The sequence below is a fragment of the Reyranella sp. genome (genome assembly GCF_044224635.1).
Classification (GTDB): Bacteria; Pseudomonadota; Alphaproteobacteria; order Reyranellales; family Reyranellaceae; genus Reyranella.
The window spans coordinates 1-21,904 of record NZ_JBGAKA010000035.1 but is presented as its reverse complement, the minus strand read 5'-3'; the positions used below and the strand labels follow the sequence as shown (position 1 = coordinate 21,904).

General features: G+C 66.9%; 21 protein-coding genes. 10 read left to right on the top strand and 11 right to left on the bottom strand.

The features are described 5' to 3' along the window. Positions 1–10: 10 nt before the first annotated feature. Positions 11–1,027: a galactokinase gene (locus tag ACILR9_RS25760; protein ID WP_395712835.1), complete on the top strand. Its 1,017-nt coding sequence runs from the start codon at positions 11–13 to the stop codon at positions 1,025–1,027. Positions 1,028–1,042: 15 nt separating this feature from the next. Beyond that, the gene (locus ACILR9_RS25755) at positions 1,043–1,552 is read left to right on the top strand and encodes a dTDP-4-dehydrorhamnose 3,5-epimerase family protein (protein ID WP_395712834.1); all 510 of its coding nucleotides are present in this window, start codon (positions 1,043–1,045) and stop codon (positions 1,550–1,552) included. Positions 1,553–1,623: 71 nt separating this feature from the next. Here the strand turns inward: ACILR9_RS25755 and ACILR9_RS25750 are convergent, their stop codons facing one another. After that, positions 1,624–2,670: an FkbM family methyltransferase gene (locus ACILR9_RS25750; RefSeq protein ID WP_395712833.1), complete on the bottom strand. Its 1,047-nt coding sequence runs from the start codon at positions 2,668–2,670 to the stop codon at positions 1,624–1,626. A 210-nt stretch (positions 2,671–2,880) separates the two neighbouring features. On the opposite strand from ACILR9_RS25750, the gene ACILR9_RS25745 reads away from it, so the two are divergent. From ACILR9_RS25745 to ACILR9_RS25730, 4 genes are all read left to right on the top strand, one after another. After that, positions 2,881–4,146, top strand: a complete 1,266-nt coding sequence (locus ACILR9_RS25745) for a peptidylprolyl isomerase (RefSeq protein ID WP_395712832.1) — start codon at positions 2,881–2,883, stop codon at positions 4,144–4,146. Continuing rightward, positions 4,143–5,147, top strand: a complete 1,005-nt coding sequence (gene pdxA, locus ACILR9_RS25740; protein ID WP_395712831.1) for a 4-hydroxythreonine-4-phosphate dehydrogenase PdxA — start codon at positions 4,143–4,145, stop codon at positions 5,145–5,147. The genes ACILR9_RS25745 and pdxA overlap by 4 nt, the downstream gene beginning before the upstream one ends. Before the next feature lie 18 nt (positions 5,148–5,165). After that, positions 5,166–5,993: a 16S rRNA (adenine(1518)-N(6)/adenine(1519)-N(6))-dimethyltransferase RsmA gene (gene rsmA, locus ACILR9_RS25735; RefSeq protein ID WP_395712830.1), complete on the top strand. Its 828-nt coding sequence runs from the start codon at positions 5,166–5,168 to the stop codon at positions 5,991–5,993. Positions 5,994–6,123: 130 nt separating this feature from the next. After that, positions 6,124–6,927 (top strand): lysophospholipid acyltransferase family protein, encoded by an 804-nt coding sequence (locus ACILR9_RS25730; protein ID WP_395712829.1) that lies wholly within the window; start codon positions 6,124–6,126, stop codon positions 6,925–6,927. Here the strand turns inward: ACILR9_RS25730 and gmk are convergent. Continuing rightward, positions 6,902–7,552, bottom strand: coding sequence for a guanylate kinase (gene gmk, locus ACILR9_RS25725; protein ID WP_395712828.1), 651 nt, complete (start codon positions 7,550–7,552; stop codon positions 6,902–6,904). The two genes, ACILR9_RS25730 and gmk, sit on opposite strands and share 26 nt — an antisense overlap. Further along, a complete protein-coding gene (locus tag ACILR9_RS25720) occupies positions 7,542–8,426 on the bottom strand; it encodes a YicC/YloC family endoribonuclease (RefSeq protein WP_395712827.1) in 885 nt (294 codons plus the stop codon). Before ACILR9_RS25720 ends, gmk begins: the two co-directional genes overlap by 11 nt. Positions 8,427–8,537: 111 nt before the next feature. Between ACILR9_RS25720 and ACILR9_RS25715 the strand changes: the two genes are divergently transcribed. Continuing rightward, entirely contained in the window at positions 8,538–9,287 is a 750-nt protein-coding gene (locus tag ACILR9_RS25715) for an SDR family NAD(P)-dependent oxidoreductase (RefSeq protein WP_395712826.1), read from the top strand. A gap of 10 nt (positions 9,288–9,297) precedes the next feature. Here the strand turns inward: ACILR9_RS25715 and ACILR9_RS25710 are convergent, their stop codons facing one another. The 3 genes from ACILR9_RS25710 to ACILR9_RS25700 form a co-directional block, all read right to left on the bottom strand. Continuing rightward, the gene (locus ACILR9_RS25710) at positions 9,298–10,500 is read right to left on the bottom strand and encodes an SGNH/GDSL hydrolase family protein (protein WP_395712825.1); all 1,203 of its coding nucleotides are present in this window, start codon (positions 10,498–10,500) and stop codon (positions 9,298–9,300) included. Between the two features lie 76 nt (positions 10,501–10,576). Further along, the gene (locus tag ACILR9_RS25705; RefSeq protein ID WP_395712824.1) at positions 10,577–11,299 is read right to left on the bottom strand and encodes a VWA domain-containing protein; all 723 of its coding nucleotides are present in this window, start codon (positions 11,297–11,299) and stop codon (positions 10,577–10,579) included. A 57-nt stretch (positions 11,300–11,356) separates the two neighbouring features. Then, positions 11,357–12,892: a class I SAM-dependent methyltransferase gene (locus ACILR9_RS25700; protein ID WP_395712823.1), complete on the bottom strand. Its 1,536-nt coding sequence runs from the start codon at positions 12,890–12,892 to the stop codon at positions 11,357–11,359. 461 nt (positions 12,893–13,353) lie between these two features. Here ACILR9_RS25700 and hemA point away from each other — a divergent pair, with 461 nt between their 5' ends. After that, a complete protein-coding gene (hemA, locus tag ACILR9_RS25695) occupies positions 13,354–14,577 on the top strand; it encodes a 5-aminolevulinate synthase (protein ID WP_395712822.1) in 1,224 nt (407 codons plus the stop codon). 9 nt (positions 14,578–14,586) lie between these two features. On the opposite strand, the gene ACILR9_RS25690 is transcribed toward hemA, so the two are convergent. After that, positions 14,587–15,792 (bottom strand): MFS transporter, encoded by a 1,206-nt coding sequence (locus tag ACILR9_RS25690; RefSeq protein WP_395712821.1) that lies wholly within the window; start codon positions 15,790–15,792, stop codon positions 14,587–14,589. 93 nt (positions 15,793–15,885) lie between these two features. Between ACILR9_RS25690 and ACILR9_RS25685 the strand changes: the two genes are divergently transcribed. Next, positions 15,886–16,299, top strand: a complete 414-nt coding sequence (locus ACILR9_RS25685) for a hypothetical protein (RefSeq protein WP_395712820.1) — start codon at positions 15,886–15,888, stop codon at positions 16,297–16,299. A 140-nt stretch (positions 16,300–16,439) separates the two neighbouring features. On the opposite strand, the gene ACILR9_RS25680 is transcribed toward ACILR9_RS25685, so the two are convergent. From ACILR9_RS25680 to gor, 4 genes are all read right to left on the bottom strand, one after another. After that, positions 16,440–17,072, bottom strand: a complete 633-nt coding sequence (locus ACILR9_RS25680; RefSeq protein WP_395712819.1) for a glutathione S-transferase family protein — start codon at positions 17,070–17,072, stop codon at positions 16,440–16,442. A gap of 135 nt (positions 17,073–17,207) precedes the next feature. Further along, a complete protein-coding gene (locus tag ACILR9_RS25675) occupies positions 17,208–18,359 on the bottom strand; it encodes a hypothetical protein (protein WP_395712818.1) in 1,152 nt (383 codons plus the stop codon). A gap of 42 nt (positions 18,360–18,401) precedes the next feature. Beyond that, positions 18,402–19,835 (bottom strand): class II 3-deoxy-7-phosphoheptulonate synthase, encoded by a 1,434-nt coding sequence (locus tag ACILR9_RS25670; RefSeq protein WP_395712817.1) that lies wholly within the window; start codon positions 19,833–19,835, stop codon positions 18,402–18,404. Between the two features lie 118 nt (positions 19,836–19,953). Then, positions 19,954–21,339 (bottom strand): glutathione-disulfide reductase, encoded by a 1,386-nt coding sequence (gene gor / locus ACILR9_RS25665; RefSeq protein WP_395712816.1) that lies wholly within the window; start codon positions 21,337–21,339, stop codon positions 19,954–19,956. Between the two features lie 137 nt (positions 21,340–21,476). Between gor and ACILR9_RS25660 the strand changes: the two genes are divergently transcribed. Next, positions 21,477–21,904: EF-hand domain-containing protein (locus ACILR9_RS25660; protein ID WP_395712815.1), on the top strand; the 428-nt coding region annotated here is incomplete at its 3' end.

Genomic DNA, 21,904 nt, shown 5'->3' with positions numbered 1-21,904 from the left:
CGCGATGTTGATGGCGATTTCCCGCACCCCGTACCGCGTTTCCTTCTTCGGTGGCGGTACCGACTACCCAACCTGGTTCCGCCGTCACGGCGGTGCCGTGCTGTCGATGGCGATCGACAAGTACTGCTACATCGGCACCGGCTTCCTGCCGCCCTTCTTCGGCATTCGCCATCGCATCATCTGGTCGCACATCGAGGCAGTGAGCGAGATGGCGGCGATCCAGCATCCGGCGGTGCGGGCCGGCCTGCAGGCGCTGGGCTACGACGACAGCGAAGGCGTCGAGCTGTTCCACCAGGGCGACCTGCCAGCACGTTCCGGCATCGGCTCGAGCTCGGCCTTCGCGGTCGGCTTGATGAACGTGCTGAACGCCATGCGCGGCAAGACGCTGGACGCGCACGCCCTCGCTGTCGCCGCCATGGATCTCGAGCAGAACCGCCTGCGCGAAAGCGTCGGCTGCCAGGACCAGATCGCCAGCGCCTATGGCGGCGTGAACATCATCAGTTTCGCGCGCGACGAATCGTTCTCCGTCACGCCGCTCGGCCTCGACGAGGAGCGCCTGGCCAAGTTCGAGCAATGGCTGATGTTGTTCTACGCCGGCTCGAGCCGCCTCTCGTCGGATTTCGCCAAGCGCCTGATCGGGCGGCTCGAGGCCAACGCCCGGCACCTCGAGTGCATGCAGGAGATGGTGGGGATCGCGGTCGAGCTGCTGCATGCCGGGGAGATGGAGGCGTTCGGCCACCTCCTGCACGAAAGCTGGCTGCTCAAGCGCCAGCTCGCCAACGGCACCAGTTCCAAGACCATCGACCGCATCTACGACGATGCCCAGCGCGCCGGCGCGCTGGGCGGCAAGCTGCTGGGTGCCGGCGGCACCGGCTTCATGGTGTTCGTCGTGCCGCCCGACCGGCAGCGCGCCGTACGCGAGGCGCTGGCGCATCTCATCACGGTTCCGGTTTCCGCCGACTTCACCGGATCGACGCTGGTCTACCGCAAGGAGGGTCTTGTCGGCGCAGCGAAGCCAGCGACCTGATCGGGAGGAGTTGCCATGGAAGTGTTCACCACCAAGCTCGAATCGGTGCTGCTGATCAAGCCGCCCACCGTGTTCGAGGATTTTCGCGGGCACTATATCGAAACCTACAATCGCACCGCCTATTTCGCCGCCGGCATTCCGATCGAGTTCATCCAGGACGACGTCTCGATCTCACACCGCCACGTGCTGCGCGGCATCCACGGCGACGGCACGACCTGGAAACTGATCTCCTGCCTGCAGGGAAGCTTCTATCTGGTGGTGGTGAACAACGACCCGAACTCCTCACAATACCGCGAATGGGCCGCCTTCACCTTGTCCGACAGCAATCGCCTGCAGGTCCTCGTGCCACCGAACTTCGGCAACGGCCACCTGGTGATGAGCGAGCGCGCCATCTTCCACTACAAGCAGAGCACCGAGTACAATCGTGCCGGTCAGTTCACGCTGCTCTGGAATGATCCGGCCCTGAACATCTGGTGGCCGATCCGCGATCCGATCCTGTCGGAGCGCGATGAGGGCCGGGACTAGCGCTTCTCCTTCCCAGGCGAAGCTGGGGAAGATGTCGCCGTCCCCGGCGACGGACGGGTCATGAGTGGGAGCTACACCGGGGTCAGCGTCTCGGCCACGCGCTCGCGGGGGATCGCCACGATGTTGGGCGACAGCGGGTCGTTGTCCTCGGCGCGCTCGACCAGGCCGGTGATCGGCGAGAAGACGAAGATCTCGTAATCCAGCTCATCCTGCAGGGTCGACACCAGCCCGGCGGCACAGTTGCCCTGGGCGCGCAGCGCCTTGTCATTGATCTCGATCAGCATGATCGGCCGCATTGCGCTCAGCACCGCCGCGGCACCGGCGACGACACTCGCTTCGGCGCCCTCGACGTCGACCTTGATGAAGTCGATCCGGGCCAGCCCCAGCCGCGCCACCACGGCATCGAGCGTCTCCACGGGCACGCGCTCGAGGCTCGCCCGCACCACATCGTCATGGGCGAAATCGCCCAGCGTGTTGTGGCCGGCGTGGACGCCGTGCGCGAGATGGAGGTCGGCGAGCCCTGGAGCGGCACCGATCGCAGCAGGGATCACGGTGACATTGTCAAGGCCGTTGCGGCCGAGATTGCGCTGCAGATGGGCGCGCTCGCGCGAACTGGGCTCCGCGGCAACGACCCGGCCCGACGCACCGACGCGCCGTGCCGCGAACAACGTGTAGTAGCCGTCATTGGCGCCGACATCGACGAACACCATGCCGGCCCGCAGGACTCGGTCGAGGAAAGCGAACTCGTTCGGCTCGAACGATCCACAGACGTAGAGGCAAAGGCTGTTGTCGTTGCCCAAGGTCAGATCGACCGACGTACCGCCGTGCCAGCGCACGGTGAGCGGCACGGCGAGCTCCTTCTCCCGCGCCGCCTCCCACAGCGCCCCGCGCCGGCAGGCCAGCCAGCGGCGCTGGTCGTAGTATTCCTCCGCGAACACCCAACCCGGCCGCGGCCTGAGCCGGGGCACGCCCGGCGCCAGCAGGGCGGCATAGGTGGAACCGATCGCCGGCGCATTGACGATCAGCCACCGGCCCAGATTATCGAGATGATAGCCTACCCCTGAACAAATCCGGGCCCATGTGCCGGGGGTGCTGATCGAGCGGCGGATAGTGGTCATTCGGCGGATCGGTCGCCTTCTCGGGCCATCACACGTTGAAACCGCGACGCACCTCACGTCGCAAACTTGCCGTGTTCGGCTAAACCACCCGCCCGCAAGCGTCAAGCTTGCCCGCACTCTTGCCATAGTCTCTCCCTACGAGAGCCGCGGTACATTGCGGCGGGTTGGCCGCAGCCTATAATGTCGTCCCCTCTGTCAACAGCCGGTGCAATGTCCGCGTCGCTCCTCCGCACTTTCGTCGCCTTGATGGTCGTTCTGCTGCCGCTCGCCGCGTCAGCCCAGGGTCTGCGCGTGGTGGCCCGGGTGAACGACGACGCGATCACCGATTTCGACCTGTCGCAGCGGGTCATCTTCGCCATCCGGACGACCGGTTTGGCCGACAGCCCAGATATTCGCCAGCGCATGGCCCCGCAAATCCTGCGCCAGATGATCGACGAAAAGCTGCAGATCCAGGATGCCAAGCGGCTTGGTCTCAAGACCAGCCCGGCCGAGCTGGATCAGCGATTCACCGACATCGAGCGCGCCGCCGGGATGGGACGCGGACAGTTCCGGCAATACCTGCAAAGCGTCGGCGTGCCGTTCGAGATCGCCACCCAGCAGATCGACGCCCAGATTTCCTGGGCCAAGATCGTGCGGCGGCGCGTACGGCCTCAGGTCGACGTCTCCGAGGGCGAGATCGACGACGCGCTGAACCGCATGAGGTCGAACGTCGGCAAGACCGAGGCGCGCGTCGCCGAGATCTTCGTCCCCGTCGACCGCCCCGAGCTCGCCGACGAGGCCAAGCGCAGCGCCGATCGCATCATCGCCCAGTTGCGGACGGGTGCACCCTTCGCCGCGGTGGCGCAGCAATTCTCGCAAGGCGCGACGGCGCAATCCGGCGGCGAGCTTGGCTGGATCCTGCCGGGCACGCTCGACCCCGCGCTGGACGCCGCTGTCGACAAGCTCCCGGTGCGCCAATTCTCCGAGCCGATCCGCAGCCCCGCTGGTTATCACATTCTCTTCGTCGTCGACCGCCGGCAGTTCGCCACCGCCCGGCCCGACGACATTCGTCTGAATCTCGTTCAGATGACCCTGCCACTACCGCCCGACGCCTCCGCGGAGGAGACCAGCCGCGCAACCACCATCGCCCAGAAGACGATGAGTTCCGTGCGCGGGTGTCGTGACCTGTTCGCCCTGGCGCAGCAGACCAAGGGCGCAACGGCCGGAGACCTGCAAGGCGTGCGGGTCGGCGACCTCGCCGCCAATCGGCAAATGTACGAGGAGCTGCCGCGGCTCAATCCGGGCGGAACAGCCGGGCCGTTCCGCGTCGCCGAGGGGGTGCAGATCGTGGCCCTGTGCGGCAAGGTCGGCGGCGACGGCATGCCGACCCGCGACTCCATCTCGCAACAGATTCTCATACAAAAGCTCGAGGCTGCCGGCCGGCGCTACATGCGCGATCTGCGGCGCCAGGCGACGATCGACGTCAAGCAGCCATGATTGAGAACGGCTCGGCGCTCGCCATAACGATGGGCGAGCCGGCCGGGATCGGCGGGGAATTGACGCTCAAGGCCTGGCTGGCGCGCCGACGACAGGGCGGCCGGCCGTTCTTCGCCCTCGACGATCCGCAACGCCTCGCCGCCATTGCCCTGTCGCTCGGCCTCGCGGTGCCGATCAAGGAGATCGCCCGGCCGGCCGACGCGCAAGCGGTCTTCGTCTCGGCCCTGCCCGTCCTGCCGATCCGCCTGCGCGGACCGTCGCACGCCGGCCATCCTGACCCCGTCAATGCACCGGCGACCCTAGAGGCGATCGAGCGCGGCGCCCACCTTGCGCTCGCCGGCCAGATCGGCGGCCTGGTCACCAACCCCTTGCAGAAGAAGACGCTGCAGGATGGCGGTTTCAGGCATCCGGGCCACACCGAGTTCCTGGCCGAGCTGGCGGGCGGCGTCGACGTCGCCATGATGCTGGCCTGCCCCGAGTTGCGCGTCGTGCCGGTGACGATCCACCTCTCCCTCGCCGACGCCGTACGCGCGCTCGATGTGGATAAGATCGTGCGCGCCGGCCGCCTGACGGCGAAGGGCTTGGACACGCTGTTCGGCATCGCCCATCCGCGCCTCGCCGTTGCCGGCCTCAACCCGCATGCCGGCGAGCAGGGTGCGATGGGGGACGAGGAGATCCGCGTGATCGCGCCGGCGATCGAGACGCTGAAGCGCGATGGCATCGCCGTCACCGGGCCGGCACCGGCCGACACCCTGTTCCACGCGGCGGCGCGGCGGGCCTACGATGCAGCAATCTGCATGTACCATGATCAGGCGCTGATCCCGATCAAGACGGTGGACTTCGCCGGCGGCGTCAACGTAACGATCGGACTGCCCTTCGTCCGGACGTCGCCGGATCACGGCACGGCGCTCGACATCGCCGGCAGCGGCCGCGCCGATCCGACCAGCCTGCTCGCCGCGATCGCCATGGCCGACGACATGGCGCGCCGGCGCAGCCACTAGCCGGAGCGCGCCGCACCTATGGACGCGCTCGCCCGGCTGCCGCCGCTGCGCGAGACCATCAGCGCTCACGGGCTCGATGCCAGGAAGCAACTCGGCCAGCACTTCCTGCTCGATCTCAACTTGACACGCCGCATTGCGCGCAGCGCCGCCCCGCTGCACGATGGCACGACCATCGAGGTCGGCCCGGGCCCGGGCGGCCTGACGCGCGCCCTGCTGATGGAGGGCGCCGCCCGCGTGGTCGCCATCGAGGTCGATCGCCGGGCCATCGCCGCCCTCGCCGACCTGCAGCAAGCCGCCGACGGCCGCCTGGACATCATCGAGGCCGATGCGCTGGCGATCGACGTCGCCCGCCTCGGCCCTCCGCCCCGCCGCATCGTCGCCAACCTGCCCTACAACGTCTCGACGCCCCTGCTGCTCCATTGGCTGCACGCCGCCGACGCCCTTGCCGACATGGTGTTGATGTTCCAGAAGGAGGTCGTCGATCGCCTGGTCGCCCGCCCGCGCAGCAAGGCCTATGGTCGCCTTTCCGTGATCGCCCAGCACGTCTGCACCGTGCGCCCTCTGTTCGACGTCGCCCCGTCGGCCTTCGTGCCTCGGCCCAAGGTGACGTCGTCCGTCGTGCGCCTGACCCCGCTTCCCGCCGATCGACGCCTTGCCGACTTGACCCCGCTCGAGCGCGTCACCGCCGCCGCCTTCGGCCAGCGGCGCAAGATGCTGCGCGGCTCGTTGTCGAGCCTGTTCGAGGACCCGACGTCGCTCCTGCAAAGGCTCGGCCTGTCGCCAACGGCGCGGGCCGAGGAACTGTCCGTGAGCGACTTCATGCGGTTGGCGGCAGAAGTCTCCTAGAACACATCAACGCGCGCTGCCCGGGAGGCTGCCTGCACTTGGGCGTTGGCGGCAATCCAGGGGTCGATGACAATTCGGGAAAGATCATCCTATTTGACAAGTGAGCGCTCACTCACTATCTTGCCCGACCATGATCCGCTCCCTCGCGTTCAACCTTTTCTTCTATGGTTTCACCATCGTCACGGCGATCGTAGGCATCATCCTGGTGCCGATCCCCACGCCGGTGCTCCTGCGCGGGCTGCTGCATTATTGGGCCAAGGGTGTCGTGTGGGCCGCGCGGGTGATCGGCGGGATGACCGTCGAGTTTCGCGGACGCGAGAACTTGCCCCTGCGAGGCCCGGCGTTGTTCGCCAACAAGCATCACAGCGAGAGCGACGGCATCTATCTGGCGGCCATCATCCCGGGCATCGCCTTCGTCGCCATGAAAGAGCTGTTCCACTATCCGCTGATCGGCACGATCCTCTATCGGCTGCAGATGATCCGTGTCGACGCGTGCGGCGGCGGGCGCGAGCGCGAGAACCTTTCGGAGTTCGCCAAGCGCGCCTACGACGGCGGGCGGCACATCGCGATCTATCCCGAAGGCAACCTGATGGCGCCTGGCGAGCGCGAGCGCTATCGCTCCGGCATCTACTATCTCTATCGTGATCTCGGGCTGCCGGTGACGCCGGTGGCGACGTCGCTCGGGCTGCTGTGGAATCGGCGCGACTGGCGCAAGCATGCGGGCCGGGCGGCAATCGAGTTCTTGCCGTCGATCGAGACTGGCCTCGACAAGCAGACATTCATGCGCCGCCTCGAGGAGACGATCGAGACCAACAGCGATCGGCTGATTGCGGAGTTCTCCGGCCGCCCCTACACGTCCTCGCAGCTCGTGTTGCGCTCGCAGGGACAGACCGGCATCGGTCAGCCGGTCACCGCCCCTCGCGCAGCGCCATGACGAAATCGGCGAGGCCGTACTGGCGCTCGCGTTTCAGCCGCTCGGCAGTCAGGATCGACTTGAGCTGGATCAGGCTGGTGGCGATGTCACGGTTGATGATGACGTAGTCGTACTCCGCCCAGTGGCTCATCTCGTCGGCCGCCTTGGCCATGCGGCGGGCGACGATATCGGGCGAGTCCTGGGCGCGCGTGATCAGCCGCTTCTCCAGGTCGTGCGTCGACGGCGGCAGGATGAACACCGTCACCAGGTCGTCACGCCCCTTCTCCTTCAGTTGCTGCGTGCCCTGCCAGTCGATGTCGAACAGCATGTCGCCCCCGGCATCGAGGGCTTCGGCGACCGGCGACCCCGGCGTCCCATAATAGTGATCGAACACGCGGGCATGCTCGAGAAACTCGCCGCGCTCGAGCATGTCGCGGAAACTGGCGGTGTCGATGAAATGGTAGTCAACGCCGTCGACCTCGCCCGGCCGGCGTTCGCGGGTAGTGCAGGAAATGCTGAGCTTTATGCGTGAATCGTTCTCCAGGAGCTGGCGCGAGAGGGTGGTCTTTCCCGCCCCCGACGGCGACGACAGCACGAGCATCAGGCCGCGCCGGTGGGGAGACGGCACCTCCGCGTCATTCGACATTCTGGACCTGCTCCCGCATGCGCTCGATGGCGCCCTTCAGATCAATGCCGACGCGGGTGAGCTCGATATCGGCCGATTTCGAGCACAGCGTATTGGCCTCGCGATTGAACTCCTGGCACAGAAAGTCAAACTTGCGGCCGACCGGATTGTCGGGCCGGGCATCGGCGAGCAGCTCGCGCGCCTGGGCAATGTGGGCGTCGAGTCGGTCGAGCTCCTCTCGCACGTCGGCCTTGCCGACCAGCAGCGCCACTTCCTGGGCGAAGCGCTCCTCGGACAGCGGCGGCGCGCGCTCGAGCAGCTCGGCAAGCTGACCCTCGAAGCGCGCACGCAACGTGCCGGTCTGCGCTACGGCGCGCTCGGCCGCGCGCCGGCACAATCCTTCGATCTCGTCGATGTGGCCGGCGATGACGCGGGCCAGCGCCTGGCCTTCGGCGGCGCGCGCCCCGGCCAACGCCTTCAGCACCTCTTCGAGCGTCGCCGAGAGCGCCTTGTCGAGCCCGGCCAGCGCCGCCTCGGTCTCCTCGCCGTCGTCCTCTTCCTCGATCACGCCGCGCACCCGCAGCAGGCCGTCTGCGGCCGGCGTGGCGGCACCGGTGTCACGGCGGATTTCCTCGACCAGGGTGCAGAGCTCGGCGAGAAGCGCACGGTTGATGCGCAGCGGCTTGGCTTGGCGCTCGCTGGTGATGGTAAGGGTGAGTGAAACGTTGCCGCGCCGCAATTTCGCGCCGACCGCATTGCGCGCTGGATTTTCCAGACGGTCGAAGCCCTGGGGCACGCGGCAGCGGATATCGAGATTGCGCCCATTGACGCTGCGCGCCTCCCAGGCCCAACGCCGCCGATCATCCGCGCCCTGGGCGCGGGCGTATCCCGTCATGCTTGCGATCAACCGTCCAACTCCACTGCCCCGCCCACTGGTCGCCGCGCGGCGCGGCACTCTAGTATCGGCCCGACGTGCAGACAACGCACCGAGCCCTAAGGTTATCCCATGAACGACTTCTCCAGCATCGTCATTACCGGCGCCTCGAGCGGAATCGGCGAGGCCCTGGCGCTCGACTATGCGCGGCCGGGGGCTGCTCTTGCGCTGACTGGCCGCGATGCCGGGCGGCTCGAGGCGGTGGCCCAGGCCTGCCGCGCCAAGGGCGCCACCGTCGTCGCCGACACGATCGACGTCGTCGATCGCGACCGGTTCGCCGCCTGGCTGACGGCGTTCGACGACAGCCATCCGGTCGACCTGATCGTGGCCAATGCCGGCATCTCGATCGACAAGGACAATTCCTCGCTCGACGATTTCGCCCGCGTCCGCCAGACCTTCGACGTCAACGTCGACGGCGTCTTCAATACGGTCGAGCCGCTGTTGGCGCGGCTGATGGCGCGGCGGCGCGGGCAGATCGCCATCGTGTCGTCTCTGGCGAGCTTCATCGGCCTGCCCTACTCGGCGTCGTACAATGCCAGCAAGGCCGCGGTCCGCGTGTGGGGTGAGAGCATCCGCTTCGTGCTGAAGAAGAGCGGGATCGGCGTGAGCGTCGTCTGTCCGGGATTCGTCGTCTCGCGCATCACCGCCAATGCGCCCTTCCCGATGCCCTTCCTGATGACGGCCGAGCGCGCCTCCGCCATCATCCGGCGCGGGTTGGCCCGCAACCACGCCCGCATCGCCTTCCCCATCGGCACCAAGGCCGCCGTGTGGCTCGGCCTCTGCCTGCCCGGCCGCTGGACGTCGCGTTTGATGGGCGCCTAGCCGGGATGTCCTACCGGCATCCGTCCGGCTTCAGCTCCGGATTCTTCTCCAGGCAGGCACCCAGCACGGTGAACACCGCATCTCCGATCAGGCGTTGGCCAGTGACATTGGGATGGGCGTCGATCGGGTAGTGCACCCAGTCGCCACCATGGCTGGCGACGTAGTCGCGCATCGCCGGGTAGGCGTCGACGTAGAGCAGGCCGTGCTGCTTGGCGATGCCGCCCAGCCGCTTGCCGGCGAGGTCGCGATCATAGCCCCTTACCGAACCGAACGAGCTCTGCCACACCGAGTCGTAGACTTGCGCGAGATAGGGGATGTGGACCAGCATGGGCACAGCGCCGGCCTTGCGAGACTCTTCGGCGATGCGGCCAATGAGCTTGCTGGCGAGATCGAAACGTCGGCGGTCCTCACCCGCCAGCTCGACCTTCAACGCGGTGTCGAGGCCTGGCCACAGGGCTTCGTCGGCTGTGCTGAGCCGCATCGCCAGCCACATCGCGAACGCGCTACGCTTCAACAGGCGATAGAGCGCCAGGTGATCGAGTGTTCCACGCAACGTTGCGAGGCTGAGGAGCGGTGTGGTGCCGTCCTGGCGGCCAAGCTTCCTGCCAACCAGCTCGCGGTGCTCGAGCAGCTCGCCCTTGCCGTCGAGCGAGAAATAGATGCGGCCGATATCGCTGCCGTAGACGAAATTGCCGGCCCTGGTGCGACCGACATCGTAGAAATCGGTCGCCGCGGAGAAGCCGATGATGACCACGCGCGGCTTCACGATCGGTGCCAGGCGCTGCAGGCGAACGAGGTACTGGTCGAGACTGTAGCCGTGAACGCCTCCGTTGTGGACCCATACCGAAACGCCCGCTTTCTCGAGATCGGCCTGCAGCACCTTGGGCCAGGCCTGCCCAGTCGAGACACCGGCGGCCGCGGTGTGCGAATCGCCCAGCGCCAGGATCGACAGCCGCCTGCCGTCGAGGTCCGGCGGCACGCGGAAGTCGTAGTTTCCGAGCTCGTTGCTCACCGTCTCGATGTCGAATTCCGAGCTCACGCCATGCGAATGGGCATTGGGATGCGGCACCCAGCCCAGTTCCGGATCGACCAGGGCGATCGGATTGGAGCTTTCGGCGAGTTTGGGTTCGGCCAGTCGCGCCACGCCCTCGCCGAGCGCGAGGGCGACGACGATGCCCAGAAGATTGATCAGGGCGACACGAAGCCAGCGCACGGCGGCGTTCCGATCTGCCGAGATATCCGCGTCACGGAGAAGGCGACGGCGGCATGCACGTCTCGCGCGGCGGGAATCATTTCATCTGGTTGGTGAGCAGCGCCGCCGGGCCACCCTGCTCGCGGCCGTACTTCAACAGGGCCTGACGTCCGCCGGCGGCATAGGCGGCGACCGCGCCCAAGAGGCGCTTGAGCTGGTCGGGGCTCGAGCGGTCGAACTTGCAGTAGGCGCCGCGAGTAAGCTTGGCGATCTGGGGAAACAGCCGCGAAGCGATGCGGTCCTCGCCTTCCTGGAACACGAACACCGGCAGGCCCAGAAGGCCGAGCTGGCCCGCCTCGTGGCCGACCGCATCGACATCCTCCTCGCAGCAATCGCCGACGAAGACCACGGCATCGAGGCGGCTCTCGCGCCGTTGCGCGCCGGCATAGGCAAGCAGCCGGCCGATCTGCGTGCGGCCGGCCAGGCAGCGCACGCGGCTCATCAACCGCGCCAGCTCGTGGCCGTCGGCCGTCCAGCGACTCACCTTGAACTCATCGAAGCCGCGATAGAAGGCCAGGCGAACATCGAGCCCGCCCAGCGCCTCGGTGGCCACGAACATCTCGCCCTGGATGGTGCAGGCATGATCCCATGTCGGCTCGCGGCTCGCCGTCGCGTCCATGGCGAACAGCAGCCGTCCTCGCTTGCCGGCGCCACGGTTGGCCGGCAAACGCTCGACTTCCCGAACGAAGTCGTCGATCGCAGACGATCCCTCGACCTTGCGCACGCCGCGAGGGTCCTGGCTCCGGGGCGGGTTGCTCATGTGACACTTTCTGCCCCAAGCGATGCCCTGCTGTCGACGGGGCAGGCCCCGGCGCGCTCACTCGATCTGCAATGATTTCAGGATTGGAAGCTGCTCGTCGACGAAGCTCGTCGACTGGGGCATCAGAACGGCGAAGCTCGCCTCGCGCGTTTCGAGGGTCTGACCCTCCCTGATGAGCTTTTGCCCCTGGGTTTCCAGCATCTGCCAGACAAACTCGCTCAGCTCAGCCGGCGTCTTTCGCCCTTTGCGATGACCGAGGAGGAAGTTCTGCACGAGGCGGGTCGCGCCAATCCCGCCGCCCGTCACGGGGCTGGCGAGGTAGTTGGCATCGCCGGCGCTGCGCGCGCGATCGAGAAAATCGTCGTTCAGCCGCTTCGCCGGCGACCGTACCCGGCCGATCATGGCCTCGTCCTGCGCCGACGCGAGATGGCCGGCGCCAGCGAGCACCATGACCGCCTCGACCACCTGCTTGAGGCTGACATTGCGCGCCTGCATCGCCCCGGCGATCTCGCCGATCGTCTTGGGCTGGTGATCGGCAAACAGGTCCAGGACGGGATCGTAGACCGGCGCATGCAGGGTGAGTTCACCCACCGGCGCCTTGATCTTCAGCTCGACTTTCGGGCGGTGCGAGATCAGGACAAGGCGCTCGGCGCTGATCGCTTCGGCCTGCTGCAAGGGCGTCAGGCGGCGCGCGCCCTTGGCCCAGTAGTCGCGGCGGAACTGCTGGTTGATCATGAAGTCGCGCAGCGACTGGCGAAACGGACCATCGGGCACCGATTGCAGCAGCGACCATTGCTCGGCGGTGACGTTCAACGGGTCGAAGTGCTCGAAATAGCTCGCCGAGCAGGCAAACGAGAGGCGCGCCGGCGACAGCGCCTCGACCATGGTCGTGAAATAGGACGGCTGCCAATGGCCGTTCAGGAGCTCGTGGACGAGGTAGTGCGGATCTTTGCCCTTGAGGCCGTCGAACCGGTCGACGACCATCGGATTGGCGCGGCGAAAGGCAGGATTGGTCGCCAGGAACCGTTCGACGAACTCGAGCGTGCCCTTGAGCACGTTCAGTTTGCCGCCGCCAGCGGCGCCCGAGAGAGCGGCATGCTCGGCCATCAGTTGGCGGATCGGCGCAAATGAGGCCCATCCCGGCGCGACGTTGTAGCCGTTGTAGAGGATGCCGCGGACCTTGAGCTTGCGGCGAATGAAATCGGTGAGCAGCGCCTGGTTCTCGGGCGACACCCAGCTCCAGATGCCGTGCATGCCGATGAAATCGAAATCCGGCAGATCGGTCCGGTGGACGAAGTCGGTGAAGGCCTCGTCGAAGAGCTTCACGTCGACGCCGGAAGCAGCGCGGAGCTCGTGGGCGAAACCCACCTGTGCCGGGTTGAAGTCAGTGCCCCACCATTCGGTAGTCGACGTCGCGGCATGGAGATTGATGCTGAGGCCCTGCCCGAAGCCCAACTCGCAGGCGGCGCCGAAGCTGGGCGGCGACAGGCCGGCCGCCAGCAACGCCAGCCGCACCACCAGGGGATTGAGCTCTTTGTTGTAGGCGTGGGAGTACTCCACATCGGTGAGGTAGCCTTCAGTCCAGTCGCTCATCGATGAGTCTCGCAAGGGGTCCCGTCACTCATAGCGAATGCATTGCCGGCTTCAAGCGGCACTCCAGGGAGAAGCTCAACTCGGCCAACACATTTTGGGCATGTTCTTCATTTCTTCCGCAGCGAAGCTGCTGGGGTTGGACGCGTCTCCTCTCTCCAATCATCGGGCAGGGCATTCGCATACGAAAGAATGCCGTCGTCCCGACCAGTGCGGCGCGCAGCGAGGCGTAGCGGAAGGCCATTCTGTTACAAACCGCCGAGTAAGATCCCCCGACTGCGCCGCCCTTCGGGCGGCTCCGGAGCGGAAGGATCATGGCTGGGAGTGAGTGCCGGCACTCCATCACGAATCCGTGTGACGGGGCGGGATCGGGGGGCGTTTGCGCCGGATCAAGGCACGCCGCGACCAAAATACCCCTATTGGCGGCGCTTGATCAGACTAAAGTGCGGTCCGGGAGCAAGGCAATGGACTATCAGGGATTCTTCTCGCAGCACTTGGACAGGCTGCGCGCCGAAGGCCGCTACCGGGTGTTCGCGGAGCTGGAACGGATCGTTGGGGCCTTTCCGCGCGCCAGGTTGCACCGCGAAGGGCAAGCGCCGCGTGACGTCACGGTGTGGTGCAGCAACGACTACCTCGCCATGGGCCAGCACCCAGTGGTGGTGCAGGCGATGCGCGAAGCGATCGACGCCCAAGGCTCGGGCGCAGGCGGCACGCGCAACATCTCCGGCACCAACTGGCTGCACGCAGCGCTCGAGCGCGAGCTGGCGGCACTGCACCGCAAGGAAGCGGCGCTGGTCTTCACCTCGGGTTATGTCGCCAACGAGACGACGCTGCAGACCTTGGGCGCGATGCTGCCGCGCTGCGAGATCTACTCCGACGCCTTCAACCACGCCTCGATGATTGCCGGCATCCGTCATTCCGGCGCGACGCGGCGCATCTTCCGCCACAACGACGTCGCCCATCTCGAGGAGCTTCTGGGCGGCGCCGATCCCTCGGTGCCCAAGATCGTGGCGTTCGAGTCGGTGTACTCGATGGATGGCGACGTCTCGCCGATCGACGAGATCTGCGACGTCGCCCATCGCCACGGCGCGATGACCTATCTCGACGAAGTGCATGCGGTCGGCATGTATGGCGCCAATGGCGCGGGCGTCGCCGAGCGCGACGGCGTGCTGGCCAAGGTCGACATCGTCCAGGCCACGCTCGCCAAGGCGTTCGGCGTCATCGGCGGCTACATCGCTGCCTCGGCGGCGACCGTCGACTTCGTGCGCTCCTGCGGCTCGGGTTTCATCTTCACCACCTCGCTGCCGCCCGCCATCGCCGCTGCGGCGCTGGCCAGCGTGCGCCACGTGACAAGCCATCCCGAGCTGCGCGTGCGACATCAGGAACGCGCTGCCACGCTGAAGCGCAAGCTCGCGGCGGCAGGCTTGCCGGTGATGCCGTCGACCACTCACATCGTGCCGGTGTTCGTGGGCGATGCCACGCTATGCAAGCAGGCGAGCGACCTCCTGCTCGACCGCCACAACATCTACGTCCAGCCGATCAACTATCCGACCGTGCCGCGCGGCACCGAGCGCCTGAGGCTCACGCCGACGCCGCTGCATGGCGACGACGAGATCGTGCGCCTCGTCGCGGCGCTGCGGAATGTCTGGCAAGCCCTGCAGATCGGTCAGCGCGCCGCCGCCGAGTAGAGCCAACCTCTACCCGACCGTCCGCATGCTCCACAGGCGCGAGCGGACCAGCACCGCTCCGATCAGCAGCACCATCGCGATTGCCGGCACGAGCAACGCTGCCTGAATGCCCCACAGGGCGCAGATCGTGCCGGTGAGGAAGGCGCCGATCGGGCCGCCGCCGCCCAGGCCGAGCTGGAACAGCGACATCAGCCGCGCGCGATGGGTGGCCGGCGCCACGATCTGCACCACGGTGCGGCTCTGTGTCATGGTGATGCCGGCACCGATACCCCAGACGAAAATCAAGGCCAAGAACACCGGGAATGGCGGCAAGGTCGCAAGCGCAAACAGAATGAGGAAGCCCGCCGACACGGCGCTGGCGATCAGCCGGCCGCGCAGGGTCAGCCGGCGGGCCATGCCGACCAATGCCATGCTGGCGAGAATGGTTGCCGCCCAGAACGCCAAATTGAGGTATGATAATTCGATCGCGCCGCCGGCGTAGACATCGCGCACGGCGAGCGGCAGCACCGCCATGAACGGGCCGACATAGAACACGCCGACGCCAAAATTGATCATCAGCACCGGCCAAATCTGCTCCGATCTGGCGGCGACCACGACGCCCTCGGCCATGCTGCGCCAGAAGCCCGCCTGCTGGTGCGGCGGATGCGGCGGCGGATCGGGCAGCGCGTGCACGGCGAAGCAGCCGATCAGCAGCAGAGCGGCCTGCAGGATCAATAGCGGCTCGGCGCCGAACCGATCGGCGGACGAGGCGAAGGCTATGCCGATGAGTTGGCCGAAGAACTGCAGCGCCGTCGCAAGCGCCACCGCCCGGGGCAGGCCACGCTCCTTGGCCACCACCGGCAGCAGGGCATCGCGCGTCGGCACGGCAAAGGCGCCTATGGCACCGACGACGATTCCGTAGACGATCAGCAGCGCGTAGGACAGCCCGCCCTGCCACAGCACCGCCGCCAGCGCCAATGGAGGCACGGCGTAGAGAACGTGATAGCGCAGCAGCAGCCGGCGCGGGTTGCCGCGGTCTGCCACCAGCCCGCCCATCGGCAGGAACAGCAGTGACGGAGCCATCATCGCGGTCTGCGCCAGGCCGACCGCGAACGCGTCCATGTGCAGCACCACCGCGACCAGCCACGGAAACAGCACCATCTGGATGCCGAGCGGCACGAACCAGGTGGTGAGGCCGGCCAAGTAGAGGCCAAAGACATTGCGGGAAGATGCCACGGGATCGTCTTGATCGAAGGATACACTATCTATAATTTGTAAACGGTTAATGCCGCTTCCTCACACTGTAGTCAAAGAAGCAGAAGCAGGCCGATGACGACGCTCAACCGAACGACCCTGGTCAAAGTGCTCGAAATCCTGGCGAGCAGCCACGCCGACGAAGCGCTGGCCGCCGCTAAGCTCGCCTCGACCATGGTGCGTGAGGCCGGTCTCACTTGGGACGACGTGCTCGCGCCCACCATCGGCGAGGCACCCTCGCAGACGTCGTCCAGCCCGTTGGACAGTCGTGTCACGGGCGCCCCAGGCGGCGCCGGCCCGTTCGGCTACCGCCGCGACCGCGAGCCGACCGCGCACGAGCAGTTCTTTATGCTCCTGCTGAGTCCGCGCACGCCGCCCGAGATCAAGAACCGGCTGCGCGGCTGGGAAGCCCGCATGCTCGACGGCGAGATCACGCCTCAGGACACTGCCGACCTGCATGAGCTGTACAGGAGCTTCGTGGCCGGTTGAGGCAAGGGTCCTTCTTCTTGTCCCGAGCCCTTCTTTTGTCATCCTGAGCGCAGCGAAGGATCTCATCACCATCGGCCACGAATGTGCTCCGGAACGACTGGCAATGAGATCCTTCGCTACGCTCAGGATGACAGACCAACTCAGGCAGCCGCGACCAGCACGTTGTTCTCACGCTCGAGCACCCGGCGCACAGCCGGGCGGGCCAGCATGCGGTCCTTCCAGGCGGTGTAGTTCTTCAGCTCCTCGACCGGCAAACCGATGCGCTTGCCCCAGCCGTAGAACACCAGGGCATAGCCGTCGACGACGCTAAACTGGTCGCCCAGGATCCACTGCTTGCTGCCGATGATGCCGTCGATCTCCTTCAGCGCGTTGTGGAAGTTCTCCCGCCCCACTGCCTTCAGGTGATCGAACACGCCGGGATCGGTGGCGAAGCGCTCGGGCCGGCTGATGTGAGTGAAGGACGGATGCACGTTGTTGGAGAACCACGCCATCAGCGAGATCGCCCGCGCCCGCTGGACCGGATCACTGGGCATCAGGTGCGGTGCGTACTTCGACGCGACGAAGTCGAGGATCGCCGTGTTCTCGACGATCGTGCCCTCGTCGATCACCAGCGCCGGCACGCGGCCGCGCGGGTTGACCTTGAGATACTCGGGCGTCTTCTGCTCGTTCTTGGCGAAGGCGAGCGCCTGCGAGTCGAACTTGGCGCCGCTTTCCTCCAGTCCGATGTGCGATGCTGTCGAGCACGCGCCGGGCGCATAGTAGAGCTTGAGCATTTCGTTTCCTCCATCAACAATAGCCTCATCCTTAGGAGCATTGCGCAGCGATGCGTCTCAAAGGGCCCGATACACCGTCATTGTAGCCATCCTTCGAGACGCGCGCCTCCAGCGCGCTCCTCAGGATGAGGTGCTTCAGAGCAGCCGTGCGCTGCCGTTGGGGCGGGTGCGGTGCAGGAACTCGCGGCCGATCTTGACGCGTTTCTCGCCGTCGTACTCGACGATGTCGGCGGTGGCATAGGTCTCGGTCCAGCTCGACGGCAGGAACGAGCCCGATCCCACGACATCGATCGGCGCCTTGCACGAGGCCATGACGCGGCACTTGGCGGGTCCGAACCCGGACGAAGCCACGATCTTCACCTTGTCGAAGCCAGCGCGATCGAGCTCGGCGCGCAGATGGAAGATCGCCGCCGCCGACACGCCGGTGCCGACGAGGTAGCGCAGCTCCTCCTCGCTGCGATAGCCGCGGATCGATTCGGGCGAGAAGCGCTCCAGCACGGCATACGAGGATGCCGGGTCGAGCCCTTCGATGTAGCGGCCGCCGGTCGTGTCGAGCCGCAGCGACAGGTTGCCGGCCGATGCCAGCTCGGAAAAACGCCGGCACACTTCGAGCGAGTCGGAGATCTCGCGGGCGAAATAATCGACCAGCACCGTCATCGGCTCGCCGGCGAAGGTCTCATGGTACATCTCGGCGGCGCGCACGGTGGAGCCGGCATAGCCGATCAGCGCATGCGGCATGGTGCCGAGCCCGTGGTCGCGGCCGAAGAAGTGCGCCGTGGCGTGCGTGGCGTTGCCGATGAAGCCTACGGCGCCGACCTTGCGCTTGGCGCGTGCCGAGCCCACGGAAGCGGCATAGGCCATCATCTCGGCCATCTCCTGGCCTGCGCAATGGCGCGCATCCATGGCGAGGAACGCCGTCTTCGGCATGTCGGCGCACATCGTCCAGGCGTTGTAGGCGGCGACGCAGGCCGGTCCGAGCTTCTGCAGGAAGATCGTCTCTAGGTCGACCAGATGGAAGAAAGAGCCGGTGATGTACATCATCGGCTCGCCCGCACCCACCCATTTTCCTTCGGCATAGCGCAGGTCGAGATCGACCGAATTGTTGCGCGAGCGGCCAAGCTCCTCGAGCCATTCGAGCGCCAGGCGCGGCGCGAACACAACCGGCCGGCGCATGAAGATGGCGTAGGTCACGCGGCTGTCGCCAAACCGTCCGATCACCTGCTTTGTGCGATTGAAATAGTGGTCGGTGTAGCGTTCGATCTCGCCACTGCTCGGATGCGTCGTCATCGGCCCTCCCCCGGCCTTCCCGTCAGCCGATCGCCTCCGGCATCATGCCGTGAGGCGCGAGCGGGCAACCGACAGGCGCTCGGCCTTGAGCTGCTCGGCGAGCAGGAAGGCAAGCTCGAGCGCCTGGCTGGCGTTGAGCCTGGGATCGCACTGCGTCTCGTAGCGTGCCGTGAGGCCGTCGACCGTGATGTCGACGGCGCCGCCGACGCATTCGGTCACTTCCTGGCCGGTCATCTCGAAATGCACGCCGCCGGCATGCGTTCCCTCGGCGCGATGCACGGCGAAGAAATCCTTCACCTCGCTCAGGATGGCGTCGAAGTGGCGCGTCTTCTTGCCGTTGGCGGCGGTCACCGTGTTGCCGTGCATGGGGTCGCACGACCAGACGACGGAGCGGCCGGCACGCTTCACCGCGCGCACCAACGCCGGCAGCTTGTCAGCCACCTTGTCGGCGCCCATGCGGCAGATGACGACGATGCGGCCGGGCTCGTTGGCCGGGTTCAGCGAGTCGATCAGGCGCAGCACGTCGTCGGTCGAGAGCGACGGGCCGGCCTTGAAGCCCAGCGGATTGCGCACGCCGCGGAAGAACTCGACATGCGCGCCGTCAGGCTGGCGCGTGCGATCGCCGATCCACAGCATGTGGGCCGAGCAGTCGTACCAGTCGCCCGAGGTCGAATCGACGCGGGTCAGCGCCTCCTCGTACTGCAGCAGCAGGCCTTCATGGCAGGTGAAGAAATCGGTCTCGGCGATCTGCGGCGTGGTCTGCGAATTGAGCCCGCAGGCGGCCATGAAGTTCAGCGTCTCGTCGAGCCGCGCCGCCAGATCATGGTAGCGCTCGGACGCCGGCGAGTTGCGCACGAAGTCGAGGTTCCAGCGATTGACCTCGTGCAGGTCGGCGTAGCCGCCCTGGGCGAAGGCACGCAGCAGGTTGAGCGTCGCGGCCGACTGGTTGTAGGCCTGCACCATGCGCTCGGGATCGGGCCGGCGCGCCTCGGGCAGGAACTCGAAGCCGTTCACGTTGTCGCCGCGGTAGGACGGCAGCTCGACGCCGCCCACCTTCTCGACGTCGGACGAGCGCGGCTTGGCAAACTGGCCGGCCATGCGGCCGACCTTCACGACGGGCACGCCGGCGCCGTAGGTCAGCACGACGGCCATCTGCAGCAGGACGCGGAACGTGTCACGGATGTTGTTGGCGGAGAAGTCGACGAAGCTCTCGGCGCAGTCGCCGCCCTGCAGCAGGAAGGCCTCGCCCGCAGCGACCTTGGCCAGCGCCGACTTGAGCTTGCGCGCCTCGCCGGCAAAGACCAGCGGCGGGTAGCGGCGCAGCCGCGCCTCGGCGCTCGCCAACACGGTGGCATCGGGATAGATCGGCATCTGCATGGCAGGCCGGGTGCGCCAGCTCGTCGGCGTCCAGTCGGCGGCGCTCGTGCTGTGCGAGGCCTGCAAGGCAGCCTGGGATGAGCCCGCAATCGCAGTCATTTCTTCCTCCAAACGCCCGCGACCGCCGCCCCCTCAGCCAGCAGGCAGGGCGGCCCGGTCGTCGGGGAGCGTGAACCTATACGCGCTGTGGATAAAAGGCCAGTGTCGGCAACCCCGCCTACTCCGCCGCCCGCCGGGTCGGCGTCGGCTCGGCGCGGGCGGTACGCATGGTGACGAATTCCTCGCCGGCGGTCGGATGGATGCCCACCGTCGCGTCGAACTGGGCCTTGGTCGCGCCCGCCTTGACGGCGACGGCGAGGCCCTGGATCAGCTCGGCGGCGTCGTCGCCGACCATGTGGATGCCGACCACCTTGTCGGTCGCGGCCTCGACGATCAGCTTCATGAAGGTGCGCTGCTGGCGGCCCGACAGCGTGTACTTCATCGGCCGGAAGGAGGTCGCGAACACGCGCAGCTCGCCCAGCGTCTGGCGCGCCTCCTCCTCGGTCAGGCCGACATTGGCGAGCTCGGGCTGGCAGAACACGGCCGACGGGACGTTGCGATGATCGGCCTTGCGCGGCTTGTCGCCGAACTCCGTGTCGGCGAAGCAATGGCCTTCGAGGATCGCCACCGGCGTCAGGTTGATGCGGTCGGTCACGTCGCCGACCGCCCAGATGTTGTCGGCCGTGGTCTTCGACCATTCGTCGACGGCGATGGCGCCCACCTTGTCGACCTGCACGCCGGCCTTCTCGAGGCCCATGTCCCGGGTATTTGGCGCGCGCCCAGTGGCGTACATGACGAGGTCGGCCTCGAACATCCCGCCGTGCTGGGTGTGCACGCGATACGGCGCCCCGCCGTTGGTCGCCTCGATGCGGGCGATCTGCGTCTCGGTGCGCAGCCTGATGCCGCTGTGGCCCAGCGCCTCGTGCACGGCGGTGCGGCATTCCTCGTCGAAGCCGCGCAGCACGCGATCGCGCCGCAGCACCAGGTCGACCTGTGCGCCGAGGCCGTTGAAGATGCCGGCGAACTCGACGGCGATGTAGCCCGCCCCCACGATCGCGATGCGCTTAGGCAGCTCGACGAGGTGGAATGCCTCGTTGGAGGTGATGGCGAACTCACGGCCGGGGATGTCGGGGATCACCGGCGCACCGCCGGTGGCGATCAGGATCTTGCCGGCCGTCACCGTCTCCTCGCCGACGGCGATGGTGTGGCGATCCATCAGCCGGCCGCGGCCCTTGTGCAACTTCACGCCGGCGCCCTCAAGCAGGCGGATGTAGACGCCGTTCAGGCGGTCGACCTCCTCCTGCACGTTGTCGCGCAGGGTCGCCCAGGAATGCGTCGGCTGCGGCACCGTCCAGCCATAGGCGGCGGCGTCCTCGAACTCGTGGGCGAACTTGGAGCCGTAGACCAGAAGTTTCTTGGGGACACAGCCCCGGATCACGCACGTACCACCAACGCGGTAATCCTCGCAGATTCCGACCCGGGCGCCATGGCCGGCGGCAATCCGCGACGCCCGCACGCCGCCCGAGCCGGCGCCAATCACGAACAGGTCGTAGTCATAAGCCATGTGGACAACCTCGAGAACAAAACCACAACACGGCCCCAATTCGGTCGCGCGTCGGACTATATCGGGGCTTAGACGCCAAAGTAAGGGAACTGGAGGTTTCTGAACCACTTCCTGATACAACTTTAAGGATATGTCCCATGCTGAAGCTGTTCTCCGCATCCGCCGCCCTGGTGCTCGCAAGCTGCGCCGCCCTCGCCGCCCCCGGCGACACGCCCGCACCGGCGTCGCCGCAGCCGCCGGCGTCGCAGCAAACGGGCCCGGCCGAGCGTGGCGGCCGCGCGCCGAGCGGCCTGATGCGCTACGACACCAACAAGGACGGCGCCGTAGACCGGGCCGAATGGAAGGCCGGCCAGGAAGCCCGCTTCCGCCGCCTCGACGCCAACGGCGACGGCAAGCTCACCAAGGACGAGTTGTTCGCCCGCACCCCCGGTGGCGCCAACAGCGTCCTGCCGACCGACCGCCAGGCCCAGCGCCAATCGACCTATTTCCTGCTGCTCGACGCCAACAAGGACGGTGCCGTGACCCTGGCCGAGTTCATGGCCCAGGGCGACCGCAATTTTGCCCG

Coding starts and splice junctions, on each gene's coding strand:
- ACILR9_RS25750 (WP_395712833.1), bottom strand. CDS start 2,670: ATGACCACTATCCGCCGCTCGATCAGCACCCCCGGCACATGGGCCCGG.
- ACILR9_RS25675 (WP_395712818.1), bottom strand. CDS start 18,359: ATGACGACGCATCCGAGCAGTGGCGAGATCGAACGCTACACCGACCAC.
- ACILR9_RS25715 (WP_395712826.1), top strand. CDS start 8,538: ATGAACGACTTCTCCAGCATCGTCATTACCGGCGCCTCGAGCGGAATC.
- ACILR9_RS25700 (WP_395712823.1), bottom strand. CDS start 12,892: ATGAGCGACTGGACTGAAGGCTACCTCACCGATGTGGAGTACTCCCAC.
- rsmA (WP_395712830.1), top strand. CDS start 5,166: ATGGACGCGCTCGCCCGGCTGCCGCCGCTGCGCGAGACCATCAGCGCT.
- ACILR9_RS25670 (WP_395712817.1), bottom strand. CDS start 19,835: ATGACTGCGATTGCGGGCTCATCCCAGGCTGCCTTGCAGGCCTCGCAC.
- ACILR9_RS25755 (WP_395712834.1), top strand. CDS start 1,043: ATGGAAGTGTTCACCACCAAGCTCGAATCGGTGCTGCTGATCAAGCCG.
- ACILR9_RS25745 (WP_395712832.1), top strand. CDS start 2,881: ATGTCCGCGTCGCTCCTCCGCACTTTCGTCGCCTTGATGGTCGTTCTG.
- ACILR9_RS25685 (WP_395712820.1), top strand. CDS start 15,886: ATGACGACGCTCAACCGAACGACCCTGGTCAAAGTGCTCGAAATCCTG.
- hemA (WP_395712822.1), top strand. CDS start 13,354: ATGGACTATCAGGGATTCTTCTCGCAGCACTTGGACAGGCTGCGCGCC.
- ACILR9_RS25680 (WP_395712819.1), bottom strand. CDS start 17,072: ATGCTCAAGCTCTACTATGCGCCCGGCGCGTGCTCGACAGCATCGCAC.
- pdxA (WP_395712831.1), top strand. CDS start 4,143: ATGATTGAGAACGGCTCGGCGCTCGCCATAACGATGGGCGAGCCGGCC.
- gmk (WP_395712828.1), bottom strand. CDS start 7,552: ATGTCGAATGACGCGGAGGTGCCGTCTCCCCACCGGCGCGGCCTGATG.
- gor (WP_395712816.1), bottom strand. CDS start 21,339: ATGGCTTATGACTACGACCTGTTCGTGATTGGCGCCGGCTCGGGCGGC.
- ACILR9_RS25720 (WP_395712827.1), bottom strand. CDS start 8,426: ATGACGGGATACGCCCGCGCCCAGGGCGCGGATGATCGGCGGCGTTGG.
- ACILR9_RS25760 (WP_395712835.1), top strand. CDS start 11: ATGGCGATTTCCCGCACCCCGTACCGCGTTTCCTTCTTCGGTGGCGGT.
- ACILR9_RS25705 (WP_395712824.1), bottom strand. CDS start 11,299: ATGAGCAACCCGCCCCGGAGCCAGGACCCTCGCGGCGTGCGCAAGGTC.
- ACILR9_RS25730 (WP_395712829.1), top strand. CDS start 6,124: ATGATCCGCTCCCTCGCGTTCAACCTTTTCTTCTATGGTTTCACCATC.